Annotated in this window: 14 protein-coding genes; 2 read left to right on the plus strand and 12 right to left on the minus strand. The window is 74.4% G+C overall.

Annotated elements, in window-relative coordinates; translation table 11 throughout:
* Positions 1-6 precede the first annotated feature (6 nt).
* Positions 7-1,044, plus strand: coding sequence for an anti-sigma factor RsbA family regulatory protein (locus LX15_RS11040; protein ID WP_253669439.1), 1,038 nt, complete (start codon positions 7-9; stop codon positions 1,042-1,044).
* 114 nt (positions 1,045-1,158) lie between these two features.
* Here LX15_RS11040 and LX15_RS11045 read toward each other — a convergent pair whose 3' ends face one another.
* Entirely contained in the window at positions 1,159-2,331 is a 1,173-nt protein-coding gene (locus LX15_RS11045) for a mechanosensitive ion channel family protein (RefSeq protein WP_308213448.1), read from the minus strand.
* A gap of 391 nt (positions 2,332-2,722) precedes the next feature.
* Between LX15_RS11045 and tsrT the strand changes: the two genes are divergently transcribed.
* A complete protein-coding gene (gene tsrT, locus LX15_RS11050; protein ID WP_253669440.1) occupies positions 2,723-4,417 on the plus strand; it encodes a tryptophan 2-C-methyltransferase in 1,695 nt (564 codons plus the stop codon).
* Here tsrT and LX15_RS11055 read toward each other — a convergent pair.
* The 11 genes from LX15_RS11055 to LX15_RS11105 all read right to left on the minus strand — a co-directional run bounded on the left by LX15_RS11055 (position 4,353) and on the right by LX15_RS11105 (position 24,679).
* Entirely contained in the window at positions 4,353-5,780 is a 1,428-nt protein-coding gene (locus LX15_RS11055) for a cation:proton antiporter (RefSeq protein ID WP_253669441.1), read from the minus strand. The genes tsrT and LX15_RS11055 overlap by 65 nt on opposite strands.
* Positions 5,781-5,815: 35 nt before the next feature.
* Positions 5,816-6,415: a flavin reductase family protein gene (locus LX15_RS11060; RefSeq protein ID WP_253669442.1), complete on the minus strand. Its 600-nt coding sequence runs from the start codon at positions 6,413-6,415 to the stop codon at positions 5,816-5,818.
* A gap of 3 nt (positions 6,416-6,418) precedes the next feature.
* On the minus strand, positions 6,419-8,011 hold the full coding sequence (locus tag LX15_RS11065; RefSeq protein WP_253669443.1) for a tryptophan halogenase family protein: 1,593 nt from the start codon (positions 8,009-8,011) through the stop codon (positions 6,419-6,421).
* Between the two features lie 128 nt (positions 8,012-8,139).
* Positions 8,140-9,360 carry a cytochrome P450 gene (locus LX15_RS33080; protein ID WP_253669444.1) on the minus strand — a complete coding sequence of 407 codons (1,221 nt, stop codon included), beginning with the start codon at positions 9,358-9,360 and terminating at the stop codon, positions 8,140-8,142.
* Between the two features lie 39 nt (positions 9,361-9,399).
* Complete coding sequence (locus tag LX15_RS11075) at positions 9,400-10,782, minus strand: methyltransferase (protein WP_253669445.1); 1,383 nt, start codon at positions 10,780-10,782, stop codon at positions 9,400-9,402.
* 352 nt (positions 10,783-11,134) lie between these two features.
* Positions 11,135-11,683, minus strand: a complete 549-nt coding sequence (locus LX15_RS11080; RefSeq protein ID WP_253669446.1) for an EF-hand domain-containing protein — start codon at positions 11,681-11,683, stop codon at positions 11,135-11,137.
* Positions 11,684-12,031: 348 nt separating this feature from the next.
* Positions 12,032-12,772, minus strand: a complete 741-nt coding sequence (locus LX15_RS11085) for a glucose 1-dehydrogenase (protein ID WP_253669447.1) — start codon at positions 12,770-12,772, stop codon at positions 12,032-12,034.
* 78 nt (positions 12,773-12,850) lie between these two features.
* The gene (locus tag LX15_RS11090; protein WP_253669448.1) at positions 12,851-14,002 is read right to left on the minus strand and encodes a hypothetical protein; all 1,152 of its coding nucleotides are present in this window, start codon (positions 14,000-14,002) and stop codon (positions 12,851-12,853) included.
* A complete protein-coding gene (locus LX15_RS11095; protein ID WP_253669449.1) occupies positions 13,999-15,300 on the minus strand; it encodes a cytochrome P450 in 1,302 nt (433 codons plus the stop codon). The genes LX15_RS11090 and LX15_RS11095 overlap by 4 nt, the downstream gene beginning before the upstream one ends.
* Complete coding sequence (locus LX15_RS11100; RefSeq protein WP_253669450.1) at positions 15,297-16,541, minus strand: cytochrome P450; 1,245 nt, start codon at positions 16,539-16,541, stop codon at positions 15,297-15,299. Before LX15_RS11100 ends, LX15_RS11095 begins: the two co-directional genes overlap by 4 nt.
* Positions 16,538-24,679 (minus strand): non-ribosomal peptide synthetase, encoded by an 8,142-nt coding sequence (locus tag LX15_RS11105; RefSeq protein WP_253669451.1) that lies wholly within the window; start codon positions 24,677-24,679, stop codon positions 16,538-16,540. Before LX15_RS11105 ends, LX15_RS11100 begins: the two co-directional genes overlap by 4 nt.
* Positions 24,680-24,694: the final 15 nt, after the last annotated feature.

Consider the following 24,694-nt stretch of genomic DNA (forward strand, 5'->3'; position numbering starts at 1 on the left):
GGCGGCGTGGTGGCGCCGCCGCCCCCGCTCCCCGAGGACTCCGGGGCGCCTGCCCGGGGCAGGGACATGAGCGCGCCACCGGGACCCGACGCGCCGCCACGGCCGACCGGGTTCCGGCACGAGGCGTACCTGTACCGCGGCGAGGACGAGTTCGTCGCCGGCGTGCTGCCGTTCGTCGGGGAGGCGCTCGCCGAGGGCGAGCCGGTCCTGGTCGTGGTGCCGGGGCCCAGGATCGACCTGCTGCGCGCGGCGCTGGGCGGCGACGCCGACCGCGTCTGCTTCGCCGACATGGCGACGCTGGGCCGCAACCCCGGCCGGATCATCTCGGCGTGGCACGACTTCCTGGCGGAGTCGGCGCCGGACGGCCGCCGGGCGCGGGGCGTGGCGGAGACAGCCTTCCCCGGCCGCACCGAGGACGAGTTCGTCGAGTGCGAGCGGCACGAGTTCCTGCTCAACGTCGCGTTCCACGAGTGGCCGGCGTGGTGGCTGCTGTGCCCGTACGACGCGGCCGCGCTGGACCCGGGCGTGGTCGCGCGGACCCGCCACACCCATCCCTATCTGGTGGAGGACGGCGCGAGCCGGCCGAGCCCGGAGTGGGTGGGTCTGGCCGAGGCGGCGGACCAACTGCTCGACCACCCGCTGCCGCCGGTGCCGGACGAGGCCGCCGAACTCACCTTCCGGGACGGCGCGCTGCGCGGGGTGCGGGAGCTGGTGATCCAGTACGCGGCGTGGGTCGGCCTGTCGGCGGACCGGACCGGGGACCTGGTCCTCGCGGTGAACGAGGTCGCCGCCAACAGCGTGCGGCACGGCGGGGGGAGGGGCCGGCTGCGCGTCTGGCGGGAGGACACCGAGTCCGGGGCGATGGTCGTCTGCGAGATCGGGGACCGCGGTCGGATCCGGGACCCGCTGGTCGGGCGGCTGCGCCCCGCGCTGTTCCAGGACGGCGGCCGGGGCATGTGGATGGTCAACCAGCTCTGCGACCTGGTGCAGGTGCGGAGTTCCGGTCGGGGAACGGTCGTTCGCCTGCGGATGGTCGCCGACTGACGTCCCCGCTCACGCCCGTGCGCGCATGCGTGCATGTCTGCGTTCCGCACTGGGCCGGGATCATGTCGTTGGCTGGCCTGACCCGGGTACGCCGACGCGGGCGTCACGCGGACGTCAGGAGCGCTGGGGGCCGCTGAAGGTCTGCTCCCGACGTTCGCCGTCGGCGGTCTGGCCGAACATGCGCGCATCGCCGTCGCCGTCGCCGTTGCGTTCGCCCACCGGCGTGGGGCCGGGGTGGGCGGCGACGGCCCGTCGGTCCGGAGCGGCGACCCGCACCCGGGGCAGCGACTCCGGGTGCTCCCGGCGCAGCCAGTCCACGAGCCCCTCCCGCACCAGGCAGCGCAGGTCCCACAGGGTGGGCGCGTCGGCGGCGCTGACCAGGGCCCGCACCCGGACCAGGGCGTGGGTCGCCTCGGTCACCTGGAGCACGCACACCCGGCCGTCCCACAGCTCGCTGCTCTCCGCGATCCGCCGCAGCTCGTCCCGCATCGCGGCCACCGGCACCGTCCAGTCCAGGTCCACCTCGACCGTGCCCAGCAGCGCCGACTCGCGTCGGGTCCAGTTCTCGAACGGGGTCTTCATGAAGTACGAGGTGGGCAGGATCAGGCGCCGGTCGTCCCAGAGGTGGACGACGACGTAGGTGAGGGTGATGTCCTCGATCCGACCCCACTGCCCCTCGACCACCACCACGTCGTCGAGCCGGATCGCGTCGCTGAAGGCGATCTGCATCCCGGCGAAGACGTTGCCCAGCAACGACTGCGCGGCCAGCGCCGCGATGGCGCCGATGACGCTGGCCGAGGCCAGCAGGGTGGTTCCCGCGGCCCGCGCGGAGGGGAACGTCATGAGCATCGTCCCGCCGGCCAGCACCGCGACCACGACCAGGGTGACCCTGCGGACCAGGGTGATCTGGGTATGGATACGACGGGCGTGCCGGTTGTCCCTGACGTCGGTGCGGACGCGGGCCAGCGCGACGTCCTCGACGACCATGAGCAGCGCGCCGGCCAGCCAGGCCGTCGAAGCGATCACCGCCAGGAGGAGGGCGTGCAGCAGCGGCGCGCGCCACGTGCCGGTGGTCGTGGCGCCCAGCAGGACCAGGTGGACCGCGAGGACCGTGGCCAGGACCTGCCCCGGCCGGTAGGCCCTGGTGGCCAGCTCGGCGACCAGCTCCGACCGCCGCCCCAGCCGCTGGAGCACCCGGTGCGCCACGGCCACGGCGGCCAGCGCGAGCAAGGCGCTGCCGAGCATCATCGCTATGGGCACGACCACGTCCTGCCACCGCGCGGACAACCGGCGCTCCTTCCGCTCGACGTCGGCGGCCCCGCGTCCGGTGTCGGCGCGCGGGAGCCGCCCCCTGTCCGAGAGGCCCTACCCGCTCGGGGCACGTCGCCCACATGACGCCCCACCGCTCGCGCGGCGCACGGTGATCGACATCGGCCCTGACCTCCCCTTCACTCGGAAGAGTGACGTCGGCCACGTTGACGCCGGTGGGACGCCGGCGGTCGGGGCTGGTCGGCGGCCGGGCGGGGCGGTCCCCCGGCGGTAGGTGGAACCCCGTCACTCGGTCCGGCGGAGCTGGATCGGCGGCCTTGCCCGAGGGAAACACGCGTTTCGACACTGGTCCGGGCGTGCGGCGGGTCCGCGCCGAGGGACACCCGCCCCGGCCACCGCGAGGAGAGACATGGGCAAGGTGCTCGTCACGCTCGTCAATCCGAACAAGGTGCATCCCCCCATCGCGCCCTACGCCCTGGACATCCTCGCCACCTCGCTGGAGGCCGACGGGTTCGCCGTCGAGGTGCTGGACCTGACGTTCGTGCGGGACGACTGGCGGCCCTCGGTGCGCGCCTACTTCACGACCCGGCGCCCGGTGCTGGTGGGGATCACGATCCGCAACACCGACACGGTCTACGCCCAGCAACAGCGGGGCTTCGTCGACGAGCACCGCGAGATCGTCGACGAGATCAGGGCGCACACGGCGGCGTGGCTGGTCGGCGGCGGGGTGGGGTTCTCCACCCTGCCGTTCGCCCTCGTCGACCACCTCGGCCTCGACTTCGGGATCAAGGGGCCCGGCGAGGTCCCGCTGGTCCGACTGGCCAACGCCCTGGTGCGGGGCGAGCCGCCGGACCGGGTGCCCGGCCTGATCGTCAACGAGGGCGGCGGGGTGGTGCGGCAGGTGCCGGCGGAGCGCGCCGACGGCGGCCGGGTCGAGCAGGTCAACCGGAGCACCGCCTACACCCGGCTCTCCGGGCGGCCGTGGCGGGTGGACAACCTGGAGTACTACCGGCGGGGCGGGCTGGGCGTGGTCCTGACCAAGAACGGGTGCCCCTTCGCCTGCTCCTACTGCGTGGAGCCCGACGCCAAGGGCAACCGGTTCGCGCGGCGGGACGTCGGCGCGGTGGTGGACGAGATGGAGTCGCTGCTCCGGCAGGGCGTGCTGGACCTGCACACCGCCGACAGCGAGTTCAACCTCAACATCGCGCACAGCAAGGCGGTGCTGCGGGAGGTCGCCCGGCGCAGACACGCCGATCCCGCCTCCCCGCTGCACCGGATGCGGCTGTGGGTCTACGTGCAGCCGGCGCCCTTCGACGAGGAACTCGCCGACCTGTTGGCGGAGGCGGGGTGCGCGGGGATCAACGTCGCGCCCGACCACGTGCGCGACGAGCTGTTGGACGTCTGGAAGGTCACCAGGGGCGGCTCCCGGTACCACACGGGCGCCGACCTGGAGCGGGTCTGCGCCCTGGGCAGGGAGCGCGGGATCGCCACCATGGTGGAGGTCCTGCTCGGGATGCCGGGCGAGACGGCGGAGACCATGACCGACTGCGTGCGGCGCACCCTCGACCTGGACGCCACCGTCGTCGGCTACACCCTCGGCATCCGGATCTTCCCCTACGCGCCGCTGGGCATCCAGCTCGCCGAGCGGTGCGGTGGGCGGCACACGGTTCCCGGGCTCCAGTCCAACACCGCGATCGACCCGATCGTGCTCACTCCCCTGGCGGCGTGCCCCAGCCGGGTCGCCTACGAACGCCAGTTCCTGTTCGACGACCACGGCCGGTTCCGGCCGGTGTGCTACTTCTCCCCCGACCTGCCCGAGGACGAGGAGACCCTGCGCTCCCCCGCCGGGCGGTGGCGCAACAGCCTGCGGCTGCTGCGGTCGCTCGTCCCCGCCGACCAGCACCACCGGGTCATGCTCCCCACCGAGCCGGGGCTGACCGAGGAGGACAACAACTACGCGGACAACCCGTTCCTGCTGCGCCTGACGGCGTTGGAGTACCGGGGCGCCTACTGGTCGCACTGGCGGGACCGGGAGCGGATCATGCGGGAGGACGGGCAGGCGAGGGGAGCGGTCGGGTCCACGGTCCCGGTGTCCGTGCCATGACCAGCCGGGTCACCGGGCCGGTGGCGGCCGTGGTGACCAGGGCCACCAGCACGAGCACGGTGAAGCCGAAGGCGTCGACCAACCCGTGCTGCCACCCGATGCTGGCGACGACCAGTTCGGTGACGCCCCGGCAGTTCAGCAGCGACCCGAGGCACACCGCCTCGCCCCGGGGCACCCCGGCCAGGCGGGCGGCTCCGCTGGCTCCGAGGAACTTCGTCCCGCTCGCCAGCACCAGCGCGACGACGAACACCAGCCAGTGCGCGGGCGAGTCGCCGAACGCGGCGAAGGAGGCGGTCAGCCCGACACCGGCGAAGAACAGCGGGAGCAGGACGGTCACGGCGAAGCCGCGGAGGAGCTGGTCGACGCGGTCGACGACCGAGGAGTGCCGGGGAACGGCCGCGCCGAACAGGAACGCGCCGATCACCGGGTGCAGGCCGATGAGCTGGGTGGCGGTGGCCGCGGCGAGCGCCCCGGCGGCGAGCAGGGGCAGCAGCAGGTGGCGCGTGGGCGGGTGGGTCCCGGCGCGGCGGACGAGCGCGTCCAGCGCCGGGCGCACGCACCCGAACACGACCGCCACGAACGCCAGCGTCAGGCCCACCGTCCACGTCCAGTGCCGGCCACCGGTCGTCGTCGCGAGCAGGACCGTGATCGCGCCCCACGCGAGCGCGTCGCCCACGGCCGCGCAGCCCACCGCGAGCGTGCCCACGGGGGTCGCGGCCAGCCCCATGTCCGTGAGGATGCGGGCGAGCACCGGCAACGCGGTGATCGACATCGCCAGGCCGAGGAACACGGCGGAGGCGGGGCCGCGCGTGGCGCCGAGCGTGGGCGCGGCGGCGACCGCGAGGGCGACGCCGGCGAGGAAGGGAAGCCCGGTCGCGCCGAGGACGACCGAGCCGACCGCGCGCCGGCGCGCCCGCACCTGGTCGACGCGCAGCTCGCAGCCGACGAGGAACATGAAGGTCACCAGCCCGAGCTGGGCCGCGAGGCCCACGGCGTGCGCCACCGCCGGTGGGAGCAGCCACTCGCGCGCGCCCGGCAGGACCAGTCCCAGCCCGGACGGCCCGAGGGCCAGGCCGCCGAGGATCTCCCCGACCACCGGTGGCTGCCCGAACCGGGCGCACAGCGCGCCGAGGAGGTGGCAGGTGACCAGGATGACCGTCACCGCCAGCAGAAGGCGGGTCACCGGATCGACGCCACTCGTGTCCACTGTGGACTCGGAGATGCCCGCCGTCGAGGCGAGCGCCGTCACGACGACCGCCAGGAGCGTGCCGACACCGAGCACTCCGGCGACAACCCTCACCGTGGTCCGGCGCCGTCGCAGGCCCGTGCCGCCGCCGACCGTCTCCACCCGACCGTTGTCCACCGCGCTCGCCCCCTGGTCTCGGCCCGGTCCCCGGCTCACCCCCGATGATCGGGGCCGAGCGCGTCGGACGGCGGTGGTGGCGCGGAGCCCGACAGCCACGAGGAGAACGACCTCAGCCCGTAGAGCAGGGGGACGTCCGCCGTCTGGAGCACGCGGACCACCTCGCCCAACACCAACGTGTGATCACCGACCTCGACCGAGCCGGCCACGCGACACTCCGCCACCGCGAACGCGTCGCGGGCCAGCCACGGCAGCCCCGAGTCGCCGACCGGCCGCCACCCGACCTCGGCGAACCGGTCGGGCACCGGCGAGGAGAACACCTCGGCGGCCCGCCGGCCCCGGGAGTGCAGCAGGTTCACCGCGAAGCCGCCCCGGCCCCGCGCCGCGCGCAGGGTCCCGCTCGTGCTGAGCAGGCTGACCATCAGCGTCGGCGGGGACAGCGTGATGCTTGACAGCGACGTGCAGGTCAGGCCGCGAGGACGGCCGTTCTCGTCGGTGGTCGTCACGACGGCCACGCCGGTGGGGAACGCGCTCATCATGCGGCGGAACGCGTCCACGGCGACCGTGGCGGGCCGGGCCGACGCCGGGAGCGCCTCCGGGTCGGAAGGCCGGCTCCGCCGAGACACCACGCCCATGGTTCACCTGCCGTGCAGCCGGCAGAGGTACTCGTAGTGGGACGGCAGGGTGGTGACCAGCTCACGTTGCCGTCGCCTGACCTCGGCGAACCGCGCCGCGGCCGACGCGACCGAGTCCGGTCGGTGGGCCAGCAGGGGCATCGGCCGGTCGGGCAGCGCCCCGAGCCCGGCGAGGACGCAGTAGTAGTTCCCGTTGGTCCACACCTTGCGGAAGTCGAGGTCGACATGGTCGTAGACCGTGTCCTCGTCGTGCGTCGGCGGCGGGTTGACGACCATGCCCGCCCGATACAGGGCGATCTTCTCCTGGATGCCGTCGGCCAGCCGCAGTTCCTTGTTGGCCTTCCAGAACGGGGTGTCCACCCGGGGCGAGAAGAAGAAGTGGGCCTGGATGAAGTCCCTGGTGTCGTCGAACATCGTCTCGATCTCGTGGTTGAACCGGTCGATCAGGACCGGGTCGAAGCTCCGGTCGGGGAAGTGGCCGACCAGGCGGTGGATCGCGGCGGTGATGAAGTAGATCCCGGTGGACTCCAGGGGTTCCAGGAAGCACGACGACAGCCCGATGCCGACGCAGTTGCGCACCCACGCGCGGCGGTTGCGGCCCACGCGGAACCGGATGCGGTTGAGTGGCGTGGTCTCCGGGTCGAGCCCCCACAGCGCGCAGAAGTCGGCCACGGCCTCGTCCTGCTCGGCGAACCGGCTGGAGTAGACGTAGCCGGAGCCGAACCGGCCGAGCATGGGGATCTTCCACGTCCAGCCGGACCGCATGGCGATCGCCGAGGTGTAGGGCTCCACGCCCTCGGTCGCGCTGTCGCTGGGCACCGCGGTGGCCACCGCGCTGTCGCACAGCAGGTGGTCGCTCATGTCGAGGAACGGCTCCTCCATCGCCTGGTTGATGAGCAGCCCCCGGAACCCGGAGCAGTCCACGAACAGGTCGCCCTCCAGTCGCCGGCCCTGTTTCGTCCGGAGCGCGGTGATGAACCCGCGCGCGTCGAACTCCGCGCCCACGTACTCGTCCCGCACGTGCGCGACGTCCAGCCGCCGGGTCGCGTGGCGGCACAGGAAGTCGGCGACGAGCTGCGCGTCGAAGTGCCACGCGTAGGGCGCTGAGCGACGCCCGTCGAACCAGCGCGGCGCGCTCAGGGCGTCCATCGCGGGGACCTCGCGCAGGCACGCGTGGTCGTAGGGCGCGTCGGTGCGGCCCCGCAGCCGGTCGTAGACCCAGTAGTGCGACAACGGGATGCCGTCATGCGTCGGCACCACGCCGAACGAGTGGTAGAAGTGGTCGGGGCCGCCGTTGATCCGCCGCGCGACCGGCTCCCCCTCCCCCGGGGTCCGCCAGTTCACGAACTTCACGGCCATCTTGAAGCTGGCGTTGCACTCGGGCATCCACTCCTCCTCGGGCAGGCCGAGGAAGTCGAACAGCAGCTTCTGGAGGTTCGGCACGGTCGCCTCGCCCACCCCGATCCTCGGGATCGCCGGGGCCTCCAGGACCGTGACGCTCGCGGTGCCCCGCAGGGCCTTGCCGAGGTACGCGGCGGTCATCCAGCCCGCGGTGCCGCCGCCGAGGACGACGACCCTCCTGATCCGATTGTCCATAGTGGACGTTCCTCCCGAGAGGTGGTCTTCGATGGTGCTCCGCGACGGTGGTCCTCGACGGTGGTCCGCGAGGGTGGGCGCGAGACGGGTGCGGTCGACCTCTCCTGACGGTCTCTCCGGTCGGCCTCTCAGGCCGGGCGCACCCGGACGGGAAGCTCACGCAGGTGGTTGGCGAACACGCTCCACCCCCGGCGCGGCGGTCCGGCCGGCTCCAGCCGGGGTCCTCGGGTGAACAACTCCTCCAGCAGGACCCTGGTCTCCAGCCGGGCGAGGTGGCTGCCCAGGCAGTAGTGCGGCCCGCCGCCACCGAAGGCCACGTGCGGCTGACGGCGCTCGCTGTCGAAGCGGTGCGGGTCCGGGAAGACCTCGGGATCGCGGTTGGCCGCGACGTACCACAGCAGCACCATGTCCCCCGCCGCGATCGTCCTGTCCCGCAACCGCACGTCCCGCCGGGCGTGCCGGGCCATGTGCATCACCGGTGAGACGTGGCGCAGCAACTCCTCCACCACGCCGTCCATCCGGCGCGCGGTGGCGGCGGCGCGGATCTGCCGCTCGACGCCCGGCTCCTCCAGCGCCAGCCGCACGGCCTGGCCCAGCAGCGTGTGCGTGCTCTCGATCCCGGCCGTGACCAGCAACAGGAAGTACGCGTTGTAGTCCTCGGCGCGCAGCCGCTCCCCGTCGACGTCCGCCATGGCCAGCTCGGTCATCACGTCGGCCTCGGGGTGCCGCAGCTTCCGGTCCCGCAGCCAGTCCGCGTACTCGAACGCCTCCAGCGCCGCCTGGTGCGCCGCGTCGACGCCGTCGGCGTCCGCGCCGCCGAAGACCATGGCGTGCGCCCACCGCACCATGTTGTCCAGGTCCGCGTCGGGGACGCCGAGCAGCGCGCCGATCACCCGCGCCGGCAGGACGGCGGCCACCTCGGCGACGAAGTCGAGGGTGTCGCGCCGCCACAGCCCCTCGACCAGGGGGACGGCCAGCTCGCGCACCCAGTCCTCCAGCCTGCCGACCGCGCGCCGGCCGAAGCCCCGCGCGGTCAGCAGGCGCAGCCGGGTGTGGTCGGGCGGGTCCCGCATGATCATCGCGCCGCGTTGCAGGGCGACGGTGTCCGGACAGCTCGGGAACATCGCGCCCAGCGCGGACGTGAAGTCCTCCTGGTCCTGCGAGACCGCGACGACGTCGTCGTGCCGGGTGAGGGACCAGAAACCCCCGGACGGCGTCCCCCAGTCGGTGGGTGTCCAGTGCACCGGCGCCTCCCGGCGCAGCCGGTCGAACACCCCGTGGGGCACACCGTCCACGAAGGATCGCGGATCGGACAGGTCGACGAGCGTGTCCTGGAGGGCACTGGCCACGACGGTGCTCCCGTTCCTCGGTCGGCGCGCGGGGAAGGATCAGGCCGGCGACGCGGCGGTGAACTCCGTGAGCTGGGCGACGCCCGCGACCACCTGGGTCGACGCCGGGGCCAGGCCGACCGTGGCCGCCAGGCGCGCCAGCTCCTGGCCGGTCCGCAGCCGGCCGGCGAACAACGCCAGCATCGCCAGGTCCAGCCGCGTGGTCAGCTCCGGCTCGACCGGGGCGTCCAGCGGGAGGTCGTAGACCAGGACACGCCCCCGCCGGCCGGCCGCCTCCGCGCAACGGCGCAGGATGCGCTCCGCCTCCAGGTCGTCCCAGTCGTGCAGGACGTTCGACAGGACGTAGACGTCGGCGCCCGAGGGCAGCGGGTCGAAGAAGCTCCCCGGCACCACCACGCAGCGGTCACCGACGCCGGCCCGCGCCAGGTTCGCCCTGGCGGCGGTCGCGGTGTGCGGGAGGTCCACGAGCGTGCCCAACAGGTGCGGGTGGGCCCGCAGCAGCTCGATGAGCAGGGTGCCGTCGCCGCCGCCCACGTCGACGACCTGCGCGACGGCCGACCAGTCGTAACAGGCCGCGATGCGGGGCGCGACCGTCGCGGTCGTCCCGCCCATCATGGCGTTGAACCCCTCGCCGAGGTCGGGCTCGCTCGCCAGGTCCTTCCAGAACGAGCGGCCGAACAACCGCGGGTAGACCGCCTCGCCGGTGCGGATCGAGTGGACCACGGCCAGCACGGCCTGGTCCATCCGCGTGCTGATGCCCTCCGGCATCAGCCAGTCCACCCGGCTCGCGCTGGCCTCCTCGCGCAGCAGCCGGCCGACGTCGCTGAGCGCGAAGACCCCGGCGGGGTCCTCGACGAGCACGCCGCAGCCCACCAGGTGGCGCAGCAGCCGGCCCAGCGCGTCCGGGTGCGAGCCGGTCCGCTCGGCCAGCTCGGGCGCGGGCGTCGCTCCGGCCGCCAGCAGCTCCACCACCCCCAGCCAGACCGCCGCGCGGACCGCGCAGGGCGCCACGAGGTCGGTGAGCCGGCGGAGCACGGGCGAGCCGCCGAAGACGCGGGCCGGGTCCTCCGAGACGACCTCCACGAGCAGCCCGGCCGGGTCGACCACGGCGAAGGACCGCCGCAGCCCCTCGGTCGCGAGGGGCCGGACGATGGTCGCGCCGCGGCGGACCAGCTCCGCGTGCGCCCGGTCCAGGTCGAGCACGTCCACGGTGAGCTGGACGCCCCTGGGGGTCGCGCCGCCGCCGTCGGTGCGCTGGAAGTCGAGGCGGAACCGGGGGTCGGCCGGACCGGCCAGCCGCAGCACCGACCCGCTCTCGGTGAGGACGCGGAAACCGAGGACGTCGACGTAGAACGCCCTGAGTTCGCGCATCGCGTCGGGTCGCTCAACGGGAATGGTCGGGCGCAGGCCGATGACGGTCAACGGAAGGCTCCGTTCCGGTCGAGGGGGTGTTCGCTGTCGTCGAGGACGTGTTCGCGTGTCATTTCCGGTCGCCGTCCGACAACGGGTCCGACCCTCGAACGGCAATGGTTCCTCCCCGATCCCGACGGACGCCGCGGACGCGGCGGGCGCGCCACCGGGATCGGGGAGGAAGAATGGACGACCACCAACCGGATCCCGCCCGGTCCCGGCGTCCGTCAATGTGATTCTTTCCCGTCGACACCATCGCACGACAGTCGATTCCGGTCAGGAGGTCCGAGCATTGTTCACGTCGGTCTCCTCCGGTGCGAGAACCGGGACGGGTGGCCGACGGCGGCGCCGCTCCGCCGGGACCTCAGAGCCGGCCGATGAGCTCGTTGCCGGTGGCCTTCACGTCGCTGCCGGCGAAGAAGTCGTACATGTTGCGCGCGAACTCGGTCCTGGACAGCTCGCCGTCCCCGTCGGAGTCCATGCGCTGGAACACGGCGCCGGCGTCCTCGGAGGACACGCCGATCGCCTTCGCGTACCGCACGAACTCGTCCCGCGAGATCCTGCCGTCGCGGTTGTTGTCGACCATCTCGAACAGCGCCTCGGCGTACTGCGTCAGCGCCTTGCGGATGTCCTGCTGGCGCAGGCGCGTGATGCCCTGGACGTACTCGTCCATGGTGAGCTCCTGCTCGGGGCTCTTGCCGACGCACTTCACCAGTTCCCGCCAACACCGCGCGTCGGCGTCGAGCAGGCGGGCGAACTGCGGCGAGTCGGCCGCCGCGCCGAACTCGGCGGCGATCCGCCGGACCTGGTCCTCCAGGTCGCTCATGGACACCGTGCCGCGCCCGGTCACGTCGAGGGCCTCGAAACTCTTGGCGATCTTCCGTTGACGGAGGTCGCCGGACGCCACTGCCATGTTTTCCTCCCTGTGTCCCGAATCGGGGCGCATCGGCCCGAGACGGGCCCGCGTCCCCGACTTCACCCCGGCGCTTACACAACCACGGGCCCCGGGGGCGGGCAAGCGACGACGGAGTGCATCCGGGCCGCCCACTCGAAAATGCCGCTCGTGGGTGAACTATTTGACCAAGAACGCACACAGTGGAACGAGGAATCCCGCGAACGGGGCCGTCGCCACCATTCCTGATCTCGTGTTCGCCACTCCGGGGAGGGGCGGGCCGGCCCCGTTCCGTCGTGATGGGGGACCGGAGGTTCCTGTGGGTGAGCGGAGAAGATCCGCGCCGCCGCCGTCCCACCGCCGGAGCCCTCAGGCGAGGCCACCGGTGACCCGCAGGTTCTGCCCCGTCACCCACCGGGCGTCCGGGCCGGCGAGGAAGGCGACGACGTCGGCGATGTCGGAGGGCAGCCCGAGGCGGCCCAGCGGCGTCATCCGCACCGCCGCGTCGAGGACCTCCTGGCTGTTGCCGGCCCGCAGCATGTCGGTGTCGGTGGCTCCGGGCGAGACCGCGTTCACGGTGATCCGCCGGGGCGCCAGTTCCAGCGCGGCGGCGCGCGTGAACTGCTCGACGGCGGCCTTGCTCGCGGAGTAGACCGCCGCGCCCGGCTCGGCCATCACCGTACTCGCGGACGAGATGGTGATGACCGCTCCCTCGTCCCGCAGTCGGCGCGCCGCCTGTTGGAGCACGAAGAACGCCCCCTTGGCGTTGACGGCCATCATCCGGTCGTAGACCTCCTCGGTGGTCTCGGCGATCGGGCACACGCGGCCCTCCCCCGCGTTGTTCACCACCACGTCCACGCCGCCGAAGGCCCGTTCCGCCGTGTCGAAGAGCCCGACGATGTCGTCCAGGTCGGTCAGGTCGACGCGCACCGCGCACACCCGCCCGCCGATGGACCCCGCGTCCGCCACGACCTTCCTGGCCAGTTCCTCGTCGCGCCGGTAGCTGAACACGACCGCCGCGCCGTCCCTGGTGAACCGCTCCACGATCGCCCGGCCAATGCCGCGGGCGCCGCCCGTCACCACCGCCACCCTCCCGTCGAGCACGGGCATCGGGCACCACCTTCCGCTCGTCCCAGTTCGGTTGTCCCAGTCCAGTTGTCCCAGTCCAGTTGTCCCAGTCCGGTTGTCTCAGGTCGTCGCGGTCGTCCCCGGCTCCCCGTCGCGCGAGCACGGGCCGGGCGCGAGGTAGACCGCGACCCTGGCCGGTCGTCCGCCCGGCGCGCCGGGACGGCACGACACGAGCGTCTGCGTCCTGGTCACCACCCACGGCCGGTCGCAGACCGCGCCCAACACCGTCGAGTAGCCGAGGGGCTCCAGCCCCTGGCTGATCATCAGGCGGGACACCCTGCCGTGCGCCCACGCGTCGTTGTCCGTGGTGAGCGGGATGTCGACCGCCGAGGCGACCGGGACCGGCTCCCCCGGCGCGAGGGTGAACCACAGCGTCGGCGGCCGGGCCCAGCCCGCGCCGCGACCGCCGGTGGTGATCCGCAGGGCCGCGGCGATGCGGCCCGGCACGTGGCCCTCGGCGATCCCCGCCTGCGCGTCCAGGGTCGCCCCGTCGGCCAGCGACGTCACGTACACCCGGACCCGCCGGGTGCCGGGGCCGGACAGCCGCAGCGCCACGCCCACCGGCCGCCAGCGCGGCGCGTCGAGCCGGTCCCGGTGGTCGAGGACGGCCCGCCACGCGCGCCCGACGCCCAGCCGGGAGGCGGCCTCGGCGGTCACCTCGTCGGCCCGGCGCCCGCCGTGGATGGCGGGGTTGAGGTAGACGTGGAACACGGGCGGGCCGGTCGCCGACCAGGAAACCCCGTGCCACAACGGGAACGGGCCCTGGGGTTGGGCGGTGGTGAACAGGTCCTCCACGCTGAGGTAGGCGTCGAGCGCGGTCCCCTGCCGGTCGCCGAGGCGCCGCACGTACTCCCGGCCGGTGTCCACACTGGACAGTGCCGACGGGTGTTCGCCGAGCGCCTCGAAGTCCACCAGGACCCCGGTGCCACCGCCCCGCCAGACGACGGCCAGCTCGAACGGGACGCCCTGCGGGGAGATCGCCGAGCGGTAGCCCGTGCGGCGCGCCACCGGGGCGCCGCCCCACGGCTCCCACAGCCGGCGCAGCTCGTCCAGCAGGGCGGAACGCCGGGCCGCCGACCACCTCAACGCGCGGCAGATCCGGCCGAGCCGGTCGCAGGCGACGTCGGCGATGGTGGCCTCCTCGGGCCAGGGAGAGGCGCGGGGTGGCCCGGAGTCGACGTCAGGACCCGTGGCCGCGTCGGGCGGGCTCACCCCGCGCCCCGATCCGCACCGGCCGCGGCCGACTCCCTCCGCCCCGCGGCAGCCGCCGCGCGACCGCCCCAGACCACCGGCAGTCGGACCGGGGTCCGCGCCTGCATGCCGCGCAACCACTCCACCTCGTCCGGGGGCACCGCCAACGCGAGGTCGGGGAACCTCCCCAGCACCATCGTCAGGGCGACCTCCATCTGCACCCTGACCAGGGAGGCCCCCAGGCAGTGGTGCAGCCCGACCCCGAAGGCCAGGTGCTGGTTCGGTCGTCGGGCGAGGTCGAGCCGGTCCGGGTCGGGGAACGCCTCGGCGTCGCGGTTGGCGGACGGGATGGCCGGCAGCACCGCATCCCCCGCCCTGACCAGGGTCCCGCCCACCAGGACGTCCTCCGTCGCGTAGCGCGCGAAGCTGACATGCGCGATCAACGGCACGTACCGCAGCAACTCCTCCACCGCGCTCGGCATCAGCTCGGGACGCGACCGCAACAACTCCGCCTGCTCCGGCTGGCACAGCAACACGTACAGCGAGGACGCGAGCTGGGCGGCGGTGGTGTGGTAGCCGGCGAGCAGGAGCACGTTGGCCAGGTCCACCAGCTCCTGTTCGGAACAGCTCCGGTCCCGGTCCCTGGCGCGGACGAGCCCGCCGAGGAGGTCGTCGGCCGGCTCCGCGCGCCGGCGGGCGACCAACTCGGCGATGTAGTCGTACATCGCCTCGATCCGGGCGGCCACGTCGTCGGCCGGCAGGGCGGTGATGCTGAAGAAACCCTCCAGCCAGTGCCGGAACCGGGTCCGGTCCTCGTACGGGACGCCCAGCAGCTCGCAGATCACCAGGCCGGACAACGGGGTGACGAACGACGTGACGAGGTCGGAGGGGGAACCCCGGGCCACCATGTCGTCGGTCAGCCGCCGGACCAGGTCGGTGACGCGGGGCCGCAGGTGCTCCACGCCCCGACGGGAGAAGGCGTTGGCCACCAGCTTGCGCAGCCGGGTGTGGTCGGGCGGGTCGACCCCCATGACGCTGGTCCTGATCGCCAGCGGCGTCAGCCGGGCCTCGTCGTGCCGGCTCGCGGCGGCCCGACTGAACCGGGGGTCGGTCAACACGGTCCGCACGTCCTCGTACCGGGTGGCCAGCCAGGCGTCGTCGCCGTAGGGGACGCGGACCCGGAGCAGCGTCCCCCGCTCCCGCAGCTCCGCGTACCGGGGATGCAGGTCGAGCCGCACGGCCTCGGCGAACGGGTACGGGACCGGCGTCGGCGCCTCGGTCGTCGCCTCGGTCATCGCCTCGGTCGTCGCCTCGGTCATCGCCCCGCCCTCCTCGCGCCCCAGGTCACCGGCAGGGACTCCACGGTCCTGGCCTGGATGCCGGTGGCCCACGGCACCTCCGCCGCCGGCACGGCCAGCCTGAGGTCCGGCAGCCGGGCGAGCAGCTTCGGCAACACCACCCGCATCTGCATCCGGACCAGCGCCGCCCCCAGACAGCGGTGCGGTCCGAACCCGAACCCGAGATGGGGGTTGGACGCGCGACGGAAGTCGAGCCGGTCCGGGTGGGGGAAGACGGCCTCGTCCCGGTTCGCGGAGGGAATGGCGGGCAGCACCGCATCCCCTTCCCTGACCAGGGTCCCGCCCACCAGGACGTCCTCCGTCGCGTAGCGCGCGAAGCTGACGTGCGCGATCAACGGCACGTACCGCAGCAACTCCTCCACCGCGCCCGACGCCAACTCGGGACGCGACCGCAACAAGTCCGCCTGCTCCGGATGCGTCAGCAGGACGTAGGCCGAGGCGGACATCTGGAACGCGGTCGTGTCATGCCCCGCGATGAGCAGGATGCTGACCAGGCCGACCAGCTCCTCCTCGGTGCACCGGCGTTCCTCGTCGCAGGCCCGCACCAGGGCGGTCACCAGATCGTCCCTCGGGTCGTGACGCCGCCGCTCCACCAGCTCCGCGAGGTACCCGCGCAGGGCCCGCATCCCGGCCGCCACCTCGTCGGCCGACATCTCCGTGGTGGTGAAGTGCGCGCGCAGCCAGGTCTGGAACTTCTCCCTGTCCTCGAAGGGGATCCCGAGCAACGCGCAGACGACCCTCCCGGCCAGCGGCACGCAGAACGCGTTCGCCAGATCCGCAGGCGGCCCCTGCTCGACCATCTCGTCCAGCAACCGGTCGGCGAGCGCGTGCACCCACGGACGCAGGTTCTCGACCCGGCGCATGGTGAAGGCGTGGCTGACGACGGTGCGCAGCCGCGTGTGGTCCGGGGGATCCAGCCCCATCACGCTGGTCCGCAGCGGCAACGGCGTCAGCCGCGGCTCGTCGTGGTCCGCCGAGGCCGCCCTGCTGAACCTCGGGTCGGCGAGGACGGCCCTGACGTCCTCGTGCCGGGTGGCCAGCCACGCGTCGTGCCCGTACGGCACGCTCACCCTGAGCAGGGACGGCCGCTCCCGCAGCGCGGCGTAGGCCGGGTCGACGTCGAGTCCGATCACGGGGCTGAACGGGAACGGCACGGGCTCCTCGGCCGCCACTCCCCCGGCGGTCCGCGACGGTTCGCTCATCCTGACCCTCTCCCTCGTGCGTCGGTCCGCTCCCCCGTCCCGCCGGACGCCACGTCGGCGGCCGGGCGGGTCGGCGGCTCGGGGAAGAACCCGCTGGCGACGAACCAGTGCAGGCACCGGCGGACGAAGCCGGCGTCGGGGTCGGCGAGGACGACCGACGAGCCGGCCAGGCCGCCGTCGGTGTTCGCCCGGTCGAAGCGCAGGCGGGACAGCCCGACCAGTTGGGGCAGCGCCTCGCCGAGCAGGAGGCCCACGCCCAGCTCCTCGCCGCCCGGCTCGTCGGCGCGCTCCTCCAGCAGGCGCACCCACCGGTGGTAGGGCAGCGGGTCCAGCGCGTACCCGAGCCCGCGCAGCTCGTCCAGGACCGTGGCGAACGCCAGCGGCGTGCGGCAGGTCAGGTGGTGCGCCCTGCCGAACGAGGAGGGCGAGCGCGCGAGGTGCACGACGGCCCGCGCGACGTGGTCCACCGGCACGAGGTCGACCACGGGCGCGTCGCCGTGCGGGAGCTCCGGCGCCGCGCGCAGGAGCAGCATCGCGCGGACGAGCTGCCAGAAGGCGTCGTCGGGTCCGCCGGCGCCGGTGCGGCTGTGGCCGCCCACGCGGCCCGGCCGGTGGACCGTCACCGGGACGCCACGCGCCGACGCCGCCCACACGTGCCGCTCGGCCATCCACTTGCTGGTCACGTACCCGTTGGGCAGCAGGGAGCGCGGCGGCACGTGGTCGTCCTCGCGCACGACCTCCCCCCGCGCGTCGATCGCGACGACCACCGCGGCGGTCGAGACGTGGTGCACGGGTGTGACCCGGCGGCGGGTGGCGAGGCGCAGGACCTCCCGCGTTCCCAGCACGTTCGCGGCCCGCAGGCGGGAGTACGGCTCGACGCCGTTGACCAGCGCGCCGTTGTGGTAGATCGCGTCCAGCTCGCCGGCCAGCTCGTCGAACACCGGTTGCGGGAGGCCGAGCCGGGGCTCGGTGAGATCGCCGACCACGGGGATGATCCGCGCCGTCAACGCCGACGCCGACACCGGCACCGACGCCGACACCGACGCCGAGACCGAGGCCGGGTCGGCGAGGCCGAAGCGCGCGAGCGCCAGCGCCAGGCGGGCGGAGGCCTCGGCCTCGTCGGCCGCGCGGACCAGGCAGAGGACCTCGGCGGAGGTGCTGTCGAGCAGCTCGCGGAGCAGGTAGGCCCCGAGGAACCCGGTCGCGCCGGTCAGCAGCACGCGCCGGGGGTGGCGGTTGCGGTCGAGGTCGGCGGGAAGGCCGCGGTCCGGGGTGATGTCGGGCGGGAGGGGCGGCTCGGCCGCGAGATCGGCCACGGGGGCTGGGTCGGCCACGGAGGCGGGAGCACCGGGCGGGGCCTGCCCGTCGGGCGGAGCCTGCCCGTCGAGTGGGGCCTGCCCGTCGGGTGGGGGCGCGTCGGGCACGATCCGCTCCCGGGCGTCGACCCCCGGCCTCCCCGCCCGCACGGCGTCCACGGCCGCGACCAGCTCGGCGACGGTGGGCCGCTCGAAGACCGTGCGCACCGGCAGTCGGACGCCGAGCTGGCGGTGGATCCGGCCGACGAGCCGGATCGCCAGCAGCGAGTGGCCGCCGAGGTCGAAGAAGTTGTCGTCGACGGCGACCGAGGGGCGTCCCAGCAGCTCGGCGAGGACGGCGCACAGGATGCGTTCGGCGGGGGTGCGGGGCGCGCGGCCGACCGCGGCGCGCTCGATGTCTACAGTGGACAGTCTATCGCGGTCGATCTTCCCGTTGGCGGTCACTGGGAACTCGTCCATCACGACCACCGCCGACGGCACGAGGTAGTCCGGCAGCGCCGCGGCGACGTGCTCGCGGAGGGTGGCCCCGTCAACGACCCGACCAGCCCGGTCGGCGCGCGTCACGTAGGCCACGAGGTGGCGCTCGCCGGAGGGCGCCTCGCGGGCCAGCACGAGGGCCTGGGCGACGGCCGGGTGCCCGGTGAGGACGGCCTCGATCTCCGCCGGCTCCACCCGGAAACCCCTGATCTTGATCTGGGCGTCCGCCCGGCCGACGAACTCCAGCTCCCCGTCCCCGCGCCAGCGCGCGAGGTCGCCCGTGCGGTACATCCGGTCCCCCGGCCGGCCGAAGGGACAGGCGACGAACCGCGCGGCGGTGGGGCTCGGCTGGTGGAGGTAGCCCCTGGCCAGACACGGACCCGCCACGTACAGCTCGCCCACCACCCCCGGCGGCGCCGGCCGCAGGTGGGCGTCCAGCACGTACGCCCTGGCGTTCACCGTGGGCCGGCCGATCGGCGGCACCGGGTCGTCGGACAACGGCCGGCTGAGCGTGGCGCACACCGTGGTCTCGGTCGGCCCGTACCCGTTGAGCACCCGGTGCCGCGCCGCCCACCGGCGCGTCGTGCCCGGCGACGGCGGTTCCCCCGAGACGATCAGCCAACGCCCGTCCGGCAGGTCCTCGGGGGCCATCACGCCGAGGACGGCCGGGGGCAGGGTGGCGTGGGTGATCCCCTGCTCTGCGACCAGCTCCGCCAGCGGCGGACCGGGGACCAGGCGGGTCGCCGGGGCGGTCACCAGGGTCGCGCCGGTCAGCAGGGCCCCGCACAGCTCCCAGACCGTGCCGTCGAAACTGGGCGAGGCGAACAACAGCACGCGGCTGTCCGAGGTGAGGCCGAACCGCTCCACCTGGACGGCGGCCACGGCGGCCAGGCCGGCGTGGGTGACCACGACACCCTTGGGTCGCCCTGTCGACCCGGAGGTGTAGATGACGTAGGCGGGGCTGGCCGGCCTCAGCGGGGCGAGTCTGTCCGCATCGGACAGATCACCGTCCACACAGGACTCGATGCTGGCGCGCGTCGCGGGGTCGTCGAGGACGACCCACCGCGTCTCCGACCCGTCTCCCCCGGCGGCGCGCCGTCGCGGCATCCTGGCCAGGGCCGACCGGGTGGTGACGCCGAGCGCGACCCGCGCGTCCTCCGCGATCAGGGCGAGCCGGGCCGACGGCGAGTCGGGGTCCAGCGGCACGTACGCCCCGCCCGCCGCGAGCACCGCCAGGACGGCCTCCACCAGCTCGCGGGACCTCGGCAGCGCGACCGCGACACGACGTTCCGGTCCGACCCCGAGCCGCACCAGGTGGCGGGCGAGCTGGTTCACCCGCCGGCTCAGGTCGCCGTAGGACAGTTCAACGGTCCCGGCCCCGGTCCCGGTCCCAGTCCCGCTCCCGGTCCCAATTCCGGTCCCGCTCCCGGTTCCTGCTCCCGTTCCGGTTCCGGTTTCGCCGTCGGTCGTCGACACCACCGCGACGGCGTCCGGGGCGCGCGCGACCGCCGCCCGGAACAGTGCGGGGAACGGGGCCTCCGGCAGTGCCCGAGCAGTGTCGTTCCAGTCGACGAGCACGCGGTGTCGCTCGTCCTCACCCAGCACGTCGAGCGCGCTGAGGCGCTGACCCGGGTCGGCGACGACCGCCCGCAGCACCCGCAGGAACCGGGCCACCAGCGTCTCGACCGTGGGGCGGTCGAACAGCTCGGCGTCGTACTCCACGAGCCCGGTGATCCCGCGCGCGGCTCCGTCCGGCGAGGGTCGTTCGGCGAGGCTGAACACCAGGTCCATCCGGCAGGTGCCAAGGTCCACCGGCTGGGTCCTGGTCAGCAGCCCCGGGAACCGGACGTCGCCGACCGGCGCGTTCTGCACCGCCAGCATGACCTGGAACAGCGGGTGGTGGGCGAGCGACCGCGCCGGCGTCAGCGCCTCCACGAGCTGGTCGAACGGCAGGTCCTGGTGCGCGTAGGCGGCCAGGTCCAGCTCGCGCACCCGCGCGAGCAGCTCGGGGAACCGGGGATCGCCCGAGGTGTCGGTGCGCAGCACGAGGTTGTTGACGAAGAAGCCGACGAGCTGTTCCGCCGCGTCGTCGGTGCGCCCGGCGATCGGGCTGCCGATCGGCAGGTCCGTGCCGGCGCCCAGCCGGGTCAGCAGGGCGGCGAGCCCGGCGTGCAGCACCATGAACAGGCTGGTCCCCGTGTGGTGGGCGAGGTCGAGCAGGCCGGTGTGCAGGTCGGGCGTGATCTCGACCGGGACCGTTCCGCCCCGGTAGGCCGACGCGGCGGGCCGGGGACGGTCGGTGGGCAGGCGGAGCTGTTCGGGCATCCCGGCCAGCGCCTTCGTCCAGTAGGCGAGTTGTCGCGCGGCGACGCCGTCCGGGTCGATCTTGCCGTCCTCGGTCACTCCCAGCAGATCCCGTTGCCAGAGCGTGAAGTCCGCGTACTGCACGGGAAGGGGCGCCCAGTCGGGTTCCGCCCCTCGGCACCGCGCCGCGTAGGCGGCCGTGATGTCTCTCCACAATGGACTGATGGACCACCCGTCGCACGCGATGTGGTGCAGGGTCAGCAGCAGGACGTGCTCGGCGCGCTCCGGGTCGTCGCCCCGCGAGTCGGACGGCGGTCGGGCGTCATCGGCGCGCACGGCGAAGAGGGCCGCGCGAAACGGGATCTCGGTCCGCAGGTCGAACCCCCGGCGGCCCTCGTCCCGCAGGGCGCTCGCCAGGTCCGCCTCCGACACGGACCGGACCACCAGCGGGGGTCGGGCCTCGGGCAGCACCACCTGGCGCGGTCGACCGCCGTCGTCGGTGAGGACCGTGCGCAGGCTCTCGTGCCGCTCGACCACGTCCCGCAGCGCGGCGGCCAGCGCCGCACGGTCCAGCCGACCGGACAGCCGCACGGCCAACGGGACGTTGTACGTCGCGCTGGGGCCTTCGAGGCGGTGCAGGAACCACAGTCGCCGCTGCGCGAACGACATCGGCACCGCGTCGGGACGCGCTCGGCGCGTCAGGGGCGGCCGGAGCCGGCCGTGGGCGAGCCGGTCGACGAGGGCGGCGACGGTCGGCGCCTCGAACACCGCGCGGACGGGCAGCTCGGCCCCGAGGGCGGTGCGGACCCGGCTGACCAGCCGGGTGGCGGCCAGCGAGTGCCCGCCCATGTCCACGAAGCTGTCGTCCACCGACACCGCCGGCACACCGAGGACCTCGGCGAACAACGCGCACAGCGTCCGCTCCACCGGGGTGCGCGGCGGGCGGCCGCCGGGCGCGAGGCCGGGGTCGGGCGCCGGCAGGGACCGCCGGTCCACCTTGCCGCTGACGGTCAGGGGCAACGAGTCGAGGACGACGATCGAGGCCGGCACCATGTGGTCGGGCAGCCGCTCCCTGAGGTGCGCGCGCAGCCGCGCCGGCAGCGCGCCCGCCCACCGAGCCGCCGTGGGGTTGTTGGTGTGCCGGGTGAACCACCGCCCCTGGCTCGCGCCGACGTCGGGCGCCGGCGTCCCGTCCACCAGCGGCCACGACGCGCCGAGAGCCGGCGACGGGGCGCGGGTGTCCGCCTCGAACAGGACGTCGACCCGGCCGTCCCCGCTGGCCGGGGTCCACGTCGTGGCCACCCGGTACCCCAGGATCGCGCCGAGGTCGTGGAACGCCTCCGGGTCGACCGGAGTGGGGTCCTCCTCCGCGACCCGCTCCAGCCCCGCCGCGTCGACCGGCTCGCCCCGCTCCACCAGGCGCAGCGCGGCCAGCGCGGTCGTCAGCCGAGCGTTCGGCACGCCGGAGATCCACAGCCGCCGCGACCGGTGGCGGGTCAGCCGCGCGGCGAGGTCGCGCAGATCGGCCACGTCGCGGCCCCAGCACAACCGCTCGGCGTGCCAACACCGGTCGTGCTCGACCGGTGGCGGGTTCCTGCGCAGCACGACGTCGTAGCGGTACCGGCTCATCTCGTTGTGGTGCCGCCCTCGGCGCAGCCGCACGTCGACCCCGGCGACGAGCGGGTGGCGCGCCGCCAGCTCGGTGAAGAGGTCGGGGTCGACCACCAGCTCCTGGTCGGTCGCCACGCCCCTGTCGACGGCGGTCCTGAGGGCGCTCGCGGCGACGGGACCGTCCTCTGTGGACCGTCGCAGGTGGACGTCGGTGTGGAAGCACCGGAGCAGGCGGAGGTTGCGCACGTCGCCCACGAAGACCGCGCCGCCCTCGGCCACCAGGCCGAGCAGGCGGTCCAGGACGTCGACGAGGTGCTCGCCGTGCGGGAAGTACTGGACCACGGAGTTCAGCACGACGGTGTCGAAGAACCCCGTGGGCAGCCCGTCGAGGACCTCGGCGGGCTGGACCCGCAGCGTCACCCTGCCGGCCAGCTCGGCGTCGCCCTCCACCTGACGCCGCAGGTTCTCGACCGCGGCGGCCGAGAAGTCGGTTCCCCAGTAGGCCTCGCAGCGCGGCGCCAGGCGCGCCAGCAGCAGGCCGGCCCCGACGCCGACCTCCAGGACCCGGCGCGGCCGCAGCTCCCCGATCCGCTCGACCGTGACGTCCCGCCACTCCCGCATCTGCTCCGGCGGGATCGGCTCGCCGTCGTGGCTGCCGCGCCAGCCGGAGAAGTCCTCGCCGAGCGGCAGATCCCCCGACCGGGCGTACAGCTCGTCGTAGACCTCCCGCCACTCCGCCACCCGCCGGTCGGCCTCGTGCCCGGCCACCGCGCCGTCGGCGGCGGGGTCGGGCACGACGTAGCCCACCAGCCTCGGCTCCCGCCCCTGGTCCGTCCGCGACACCACCACGGCCCGCGCGACGGCGGGGTGCTCGGCCAGCGCCGCGGCCACCTCGCCGGGCTCCACCCGGAACCCGCGGATCTTGACCTGGTCGTCGGCGCGGCCGACGAACTCCAACGCGCCGTCGCGGCGCCGCCGCACCAGGTCGCCGGTGCGGTACAGGCGCGCTCCGGGCGGGCCGAACGGGTCGGCGACGAACCGCTCCGCCGTGAGCGCCGGCCGGCCCAGGTAGCCCCGCGCCAGCCCCGGCCCGCCTACGTAGAGCTCCCCCACCGCGCCGACGTCCACCGATCGGAGGCCCGCGTCCAGCACCCGAACCCACGTGTCGCGGATCGGCGTCCCGATCGGGGGAATTCCCTCGCCGGTCAGGGGACCGCTCATCGTCGCGCAGACCGTGGTCTCGCTCGGGCCGTACGCGTTGACCAGCCGCCGCCCCGCCGACGTGGTCCCGCCCCTGGTCTCGGCGGCCCAGCGACGGGCCAGGTCGGGCGGGCAGGCCTCCCCCGCCACGACGACGGTGGCCCCGGCCAGGTCGCCGTCCTCGGGCGACAGTTCCGCGAGCGCGGACGGCGGCAGGGTGACGTGGGTGATCCGGTGCTCGGCGAGCGTCCTGGCGAGCGGGCGGCCCGGCAACAGCGCGTCGGCCGGGCTGAGCACGAGCGCCGCCCCGGTCAGCAGCCCCATGCAGATCTCCCAGAACGCCGCGTCCACGCTGACCGAGGCGAACTGGAGCACCCGGGCGCCCGCGCCGACGCCGAGCCGCTCGCGCTGGGTGGCCACCAGCGCGGCCACCCCGGTGTGGCTGACGACCACGCCCTTGGGCCGGCCCGTCGAGCCGGAGGTGTAGACGACGTAGGCGGGATGGGCGGGCCGCAGGGGGCCCCGCCGCTCACGGTCGGACAGGTCGGTGTCCGGGAAACGGTCCGGTCTCCCGGGGGCCGCCGGGTCGTCGAGGACCTGACAGGCCACCCCGGAGCCGGCCACGGCGGCGGCGGTCCGTTCCGTGGCCAGGACGCACAGCGGTGCGGCGTCGGCGAGCAGCCGCTCACGCCGACCGGCGGGGAGGCCAGGGTCGAGGGGCAGCACGGCCGCGCCCGCCTTGAGCACGGCCAGGAACGCGACCACCAGCTCCGCCGACCGGGGCAGGGCGAGGCCCACGACGCGCTCCGGCCGCACCCCCTCGGCGACGAGCCGGTGCGCCAGCCGGTTGGCCCGGGCGTTCAGTTCCACATAGGACAGTGAGCGCCCCGCGAGCGCCAGCGCCGTCGCGCCCGGCGTCCGTCGCACCTGTTCCTCGAACAGGGCGGGGACCGTCGCCGGCGGCGTCGCGGTCACCAGGCCCGACCCCGTGCCCCGCCCGGCGACCGGCCCCGCGACCGGCGGGGCGACGGACACAGTGGACATCACCTGCGGCATCACGTCGGACACCGCGTCAGGCGCCAGGTCGGGCGCCAGGTCGGACGCCGCGCCGCACGCCGTGCTCGTCGCCGCGGTGTCCACGTCGGACCCCGCCGTCACGGTGCCCGCGTCGGTCGGCGTCGCCGCGGTGTCCGCGTCGGGAGGCAACGCCTCACCCTCGACCAGCCGCATCCCGGCTCACTCCCC

Source organism: Streptoalloteichus tenebrarius (assembly GCF_024171885.1).
GTDB lineage: Bacteria > Actinomycetota > Actinomycetes > Mycobacteriales > Pseudonocardiaceae > Streptoalloteichus > Streptoalloteichus tenebrarius.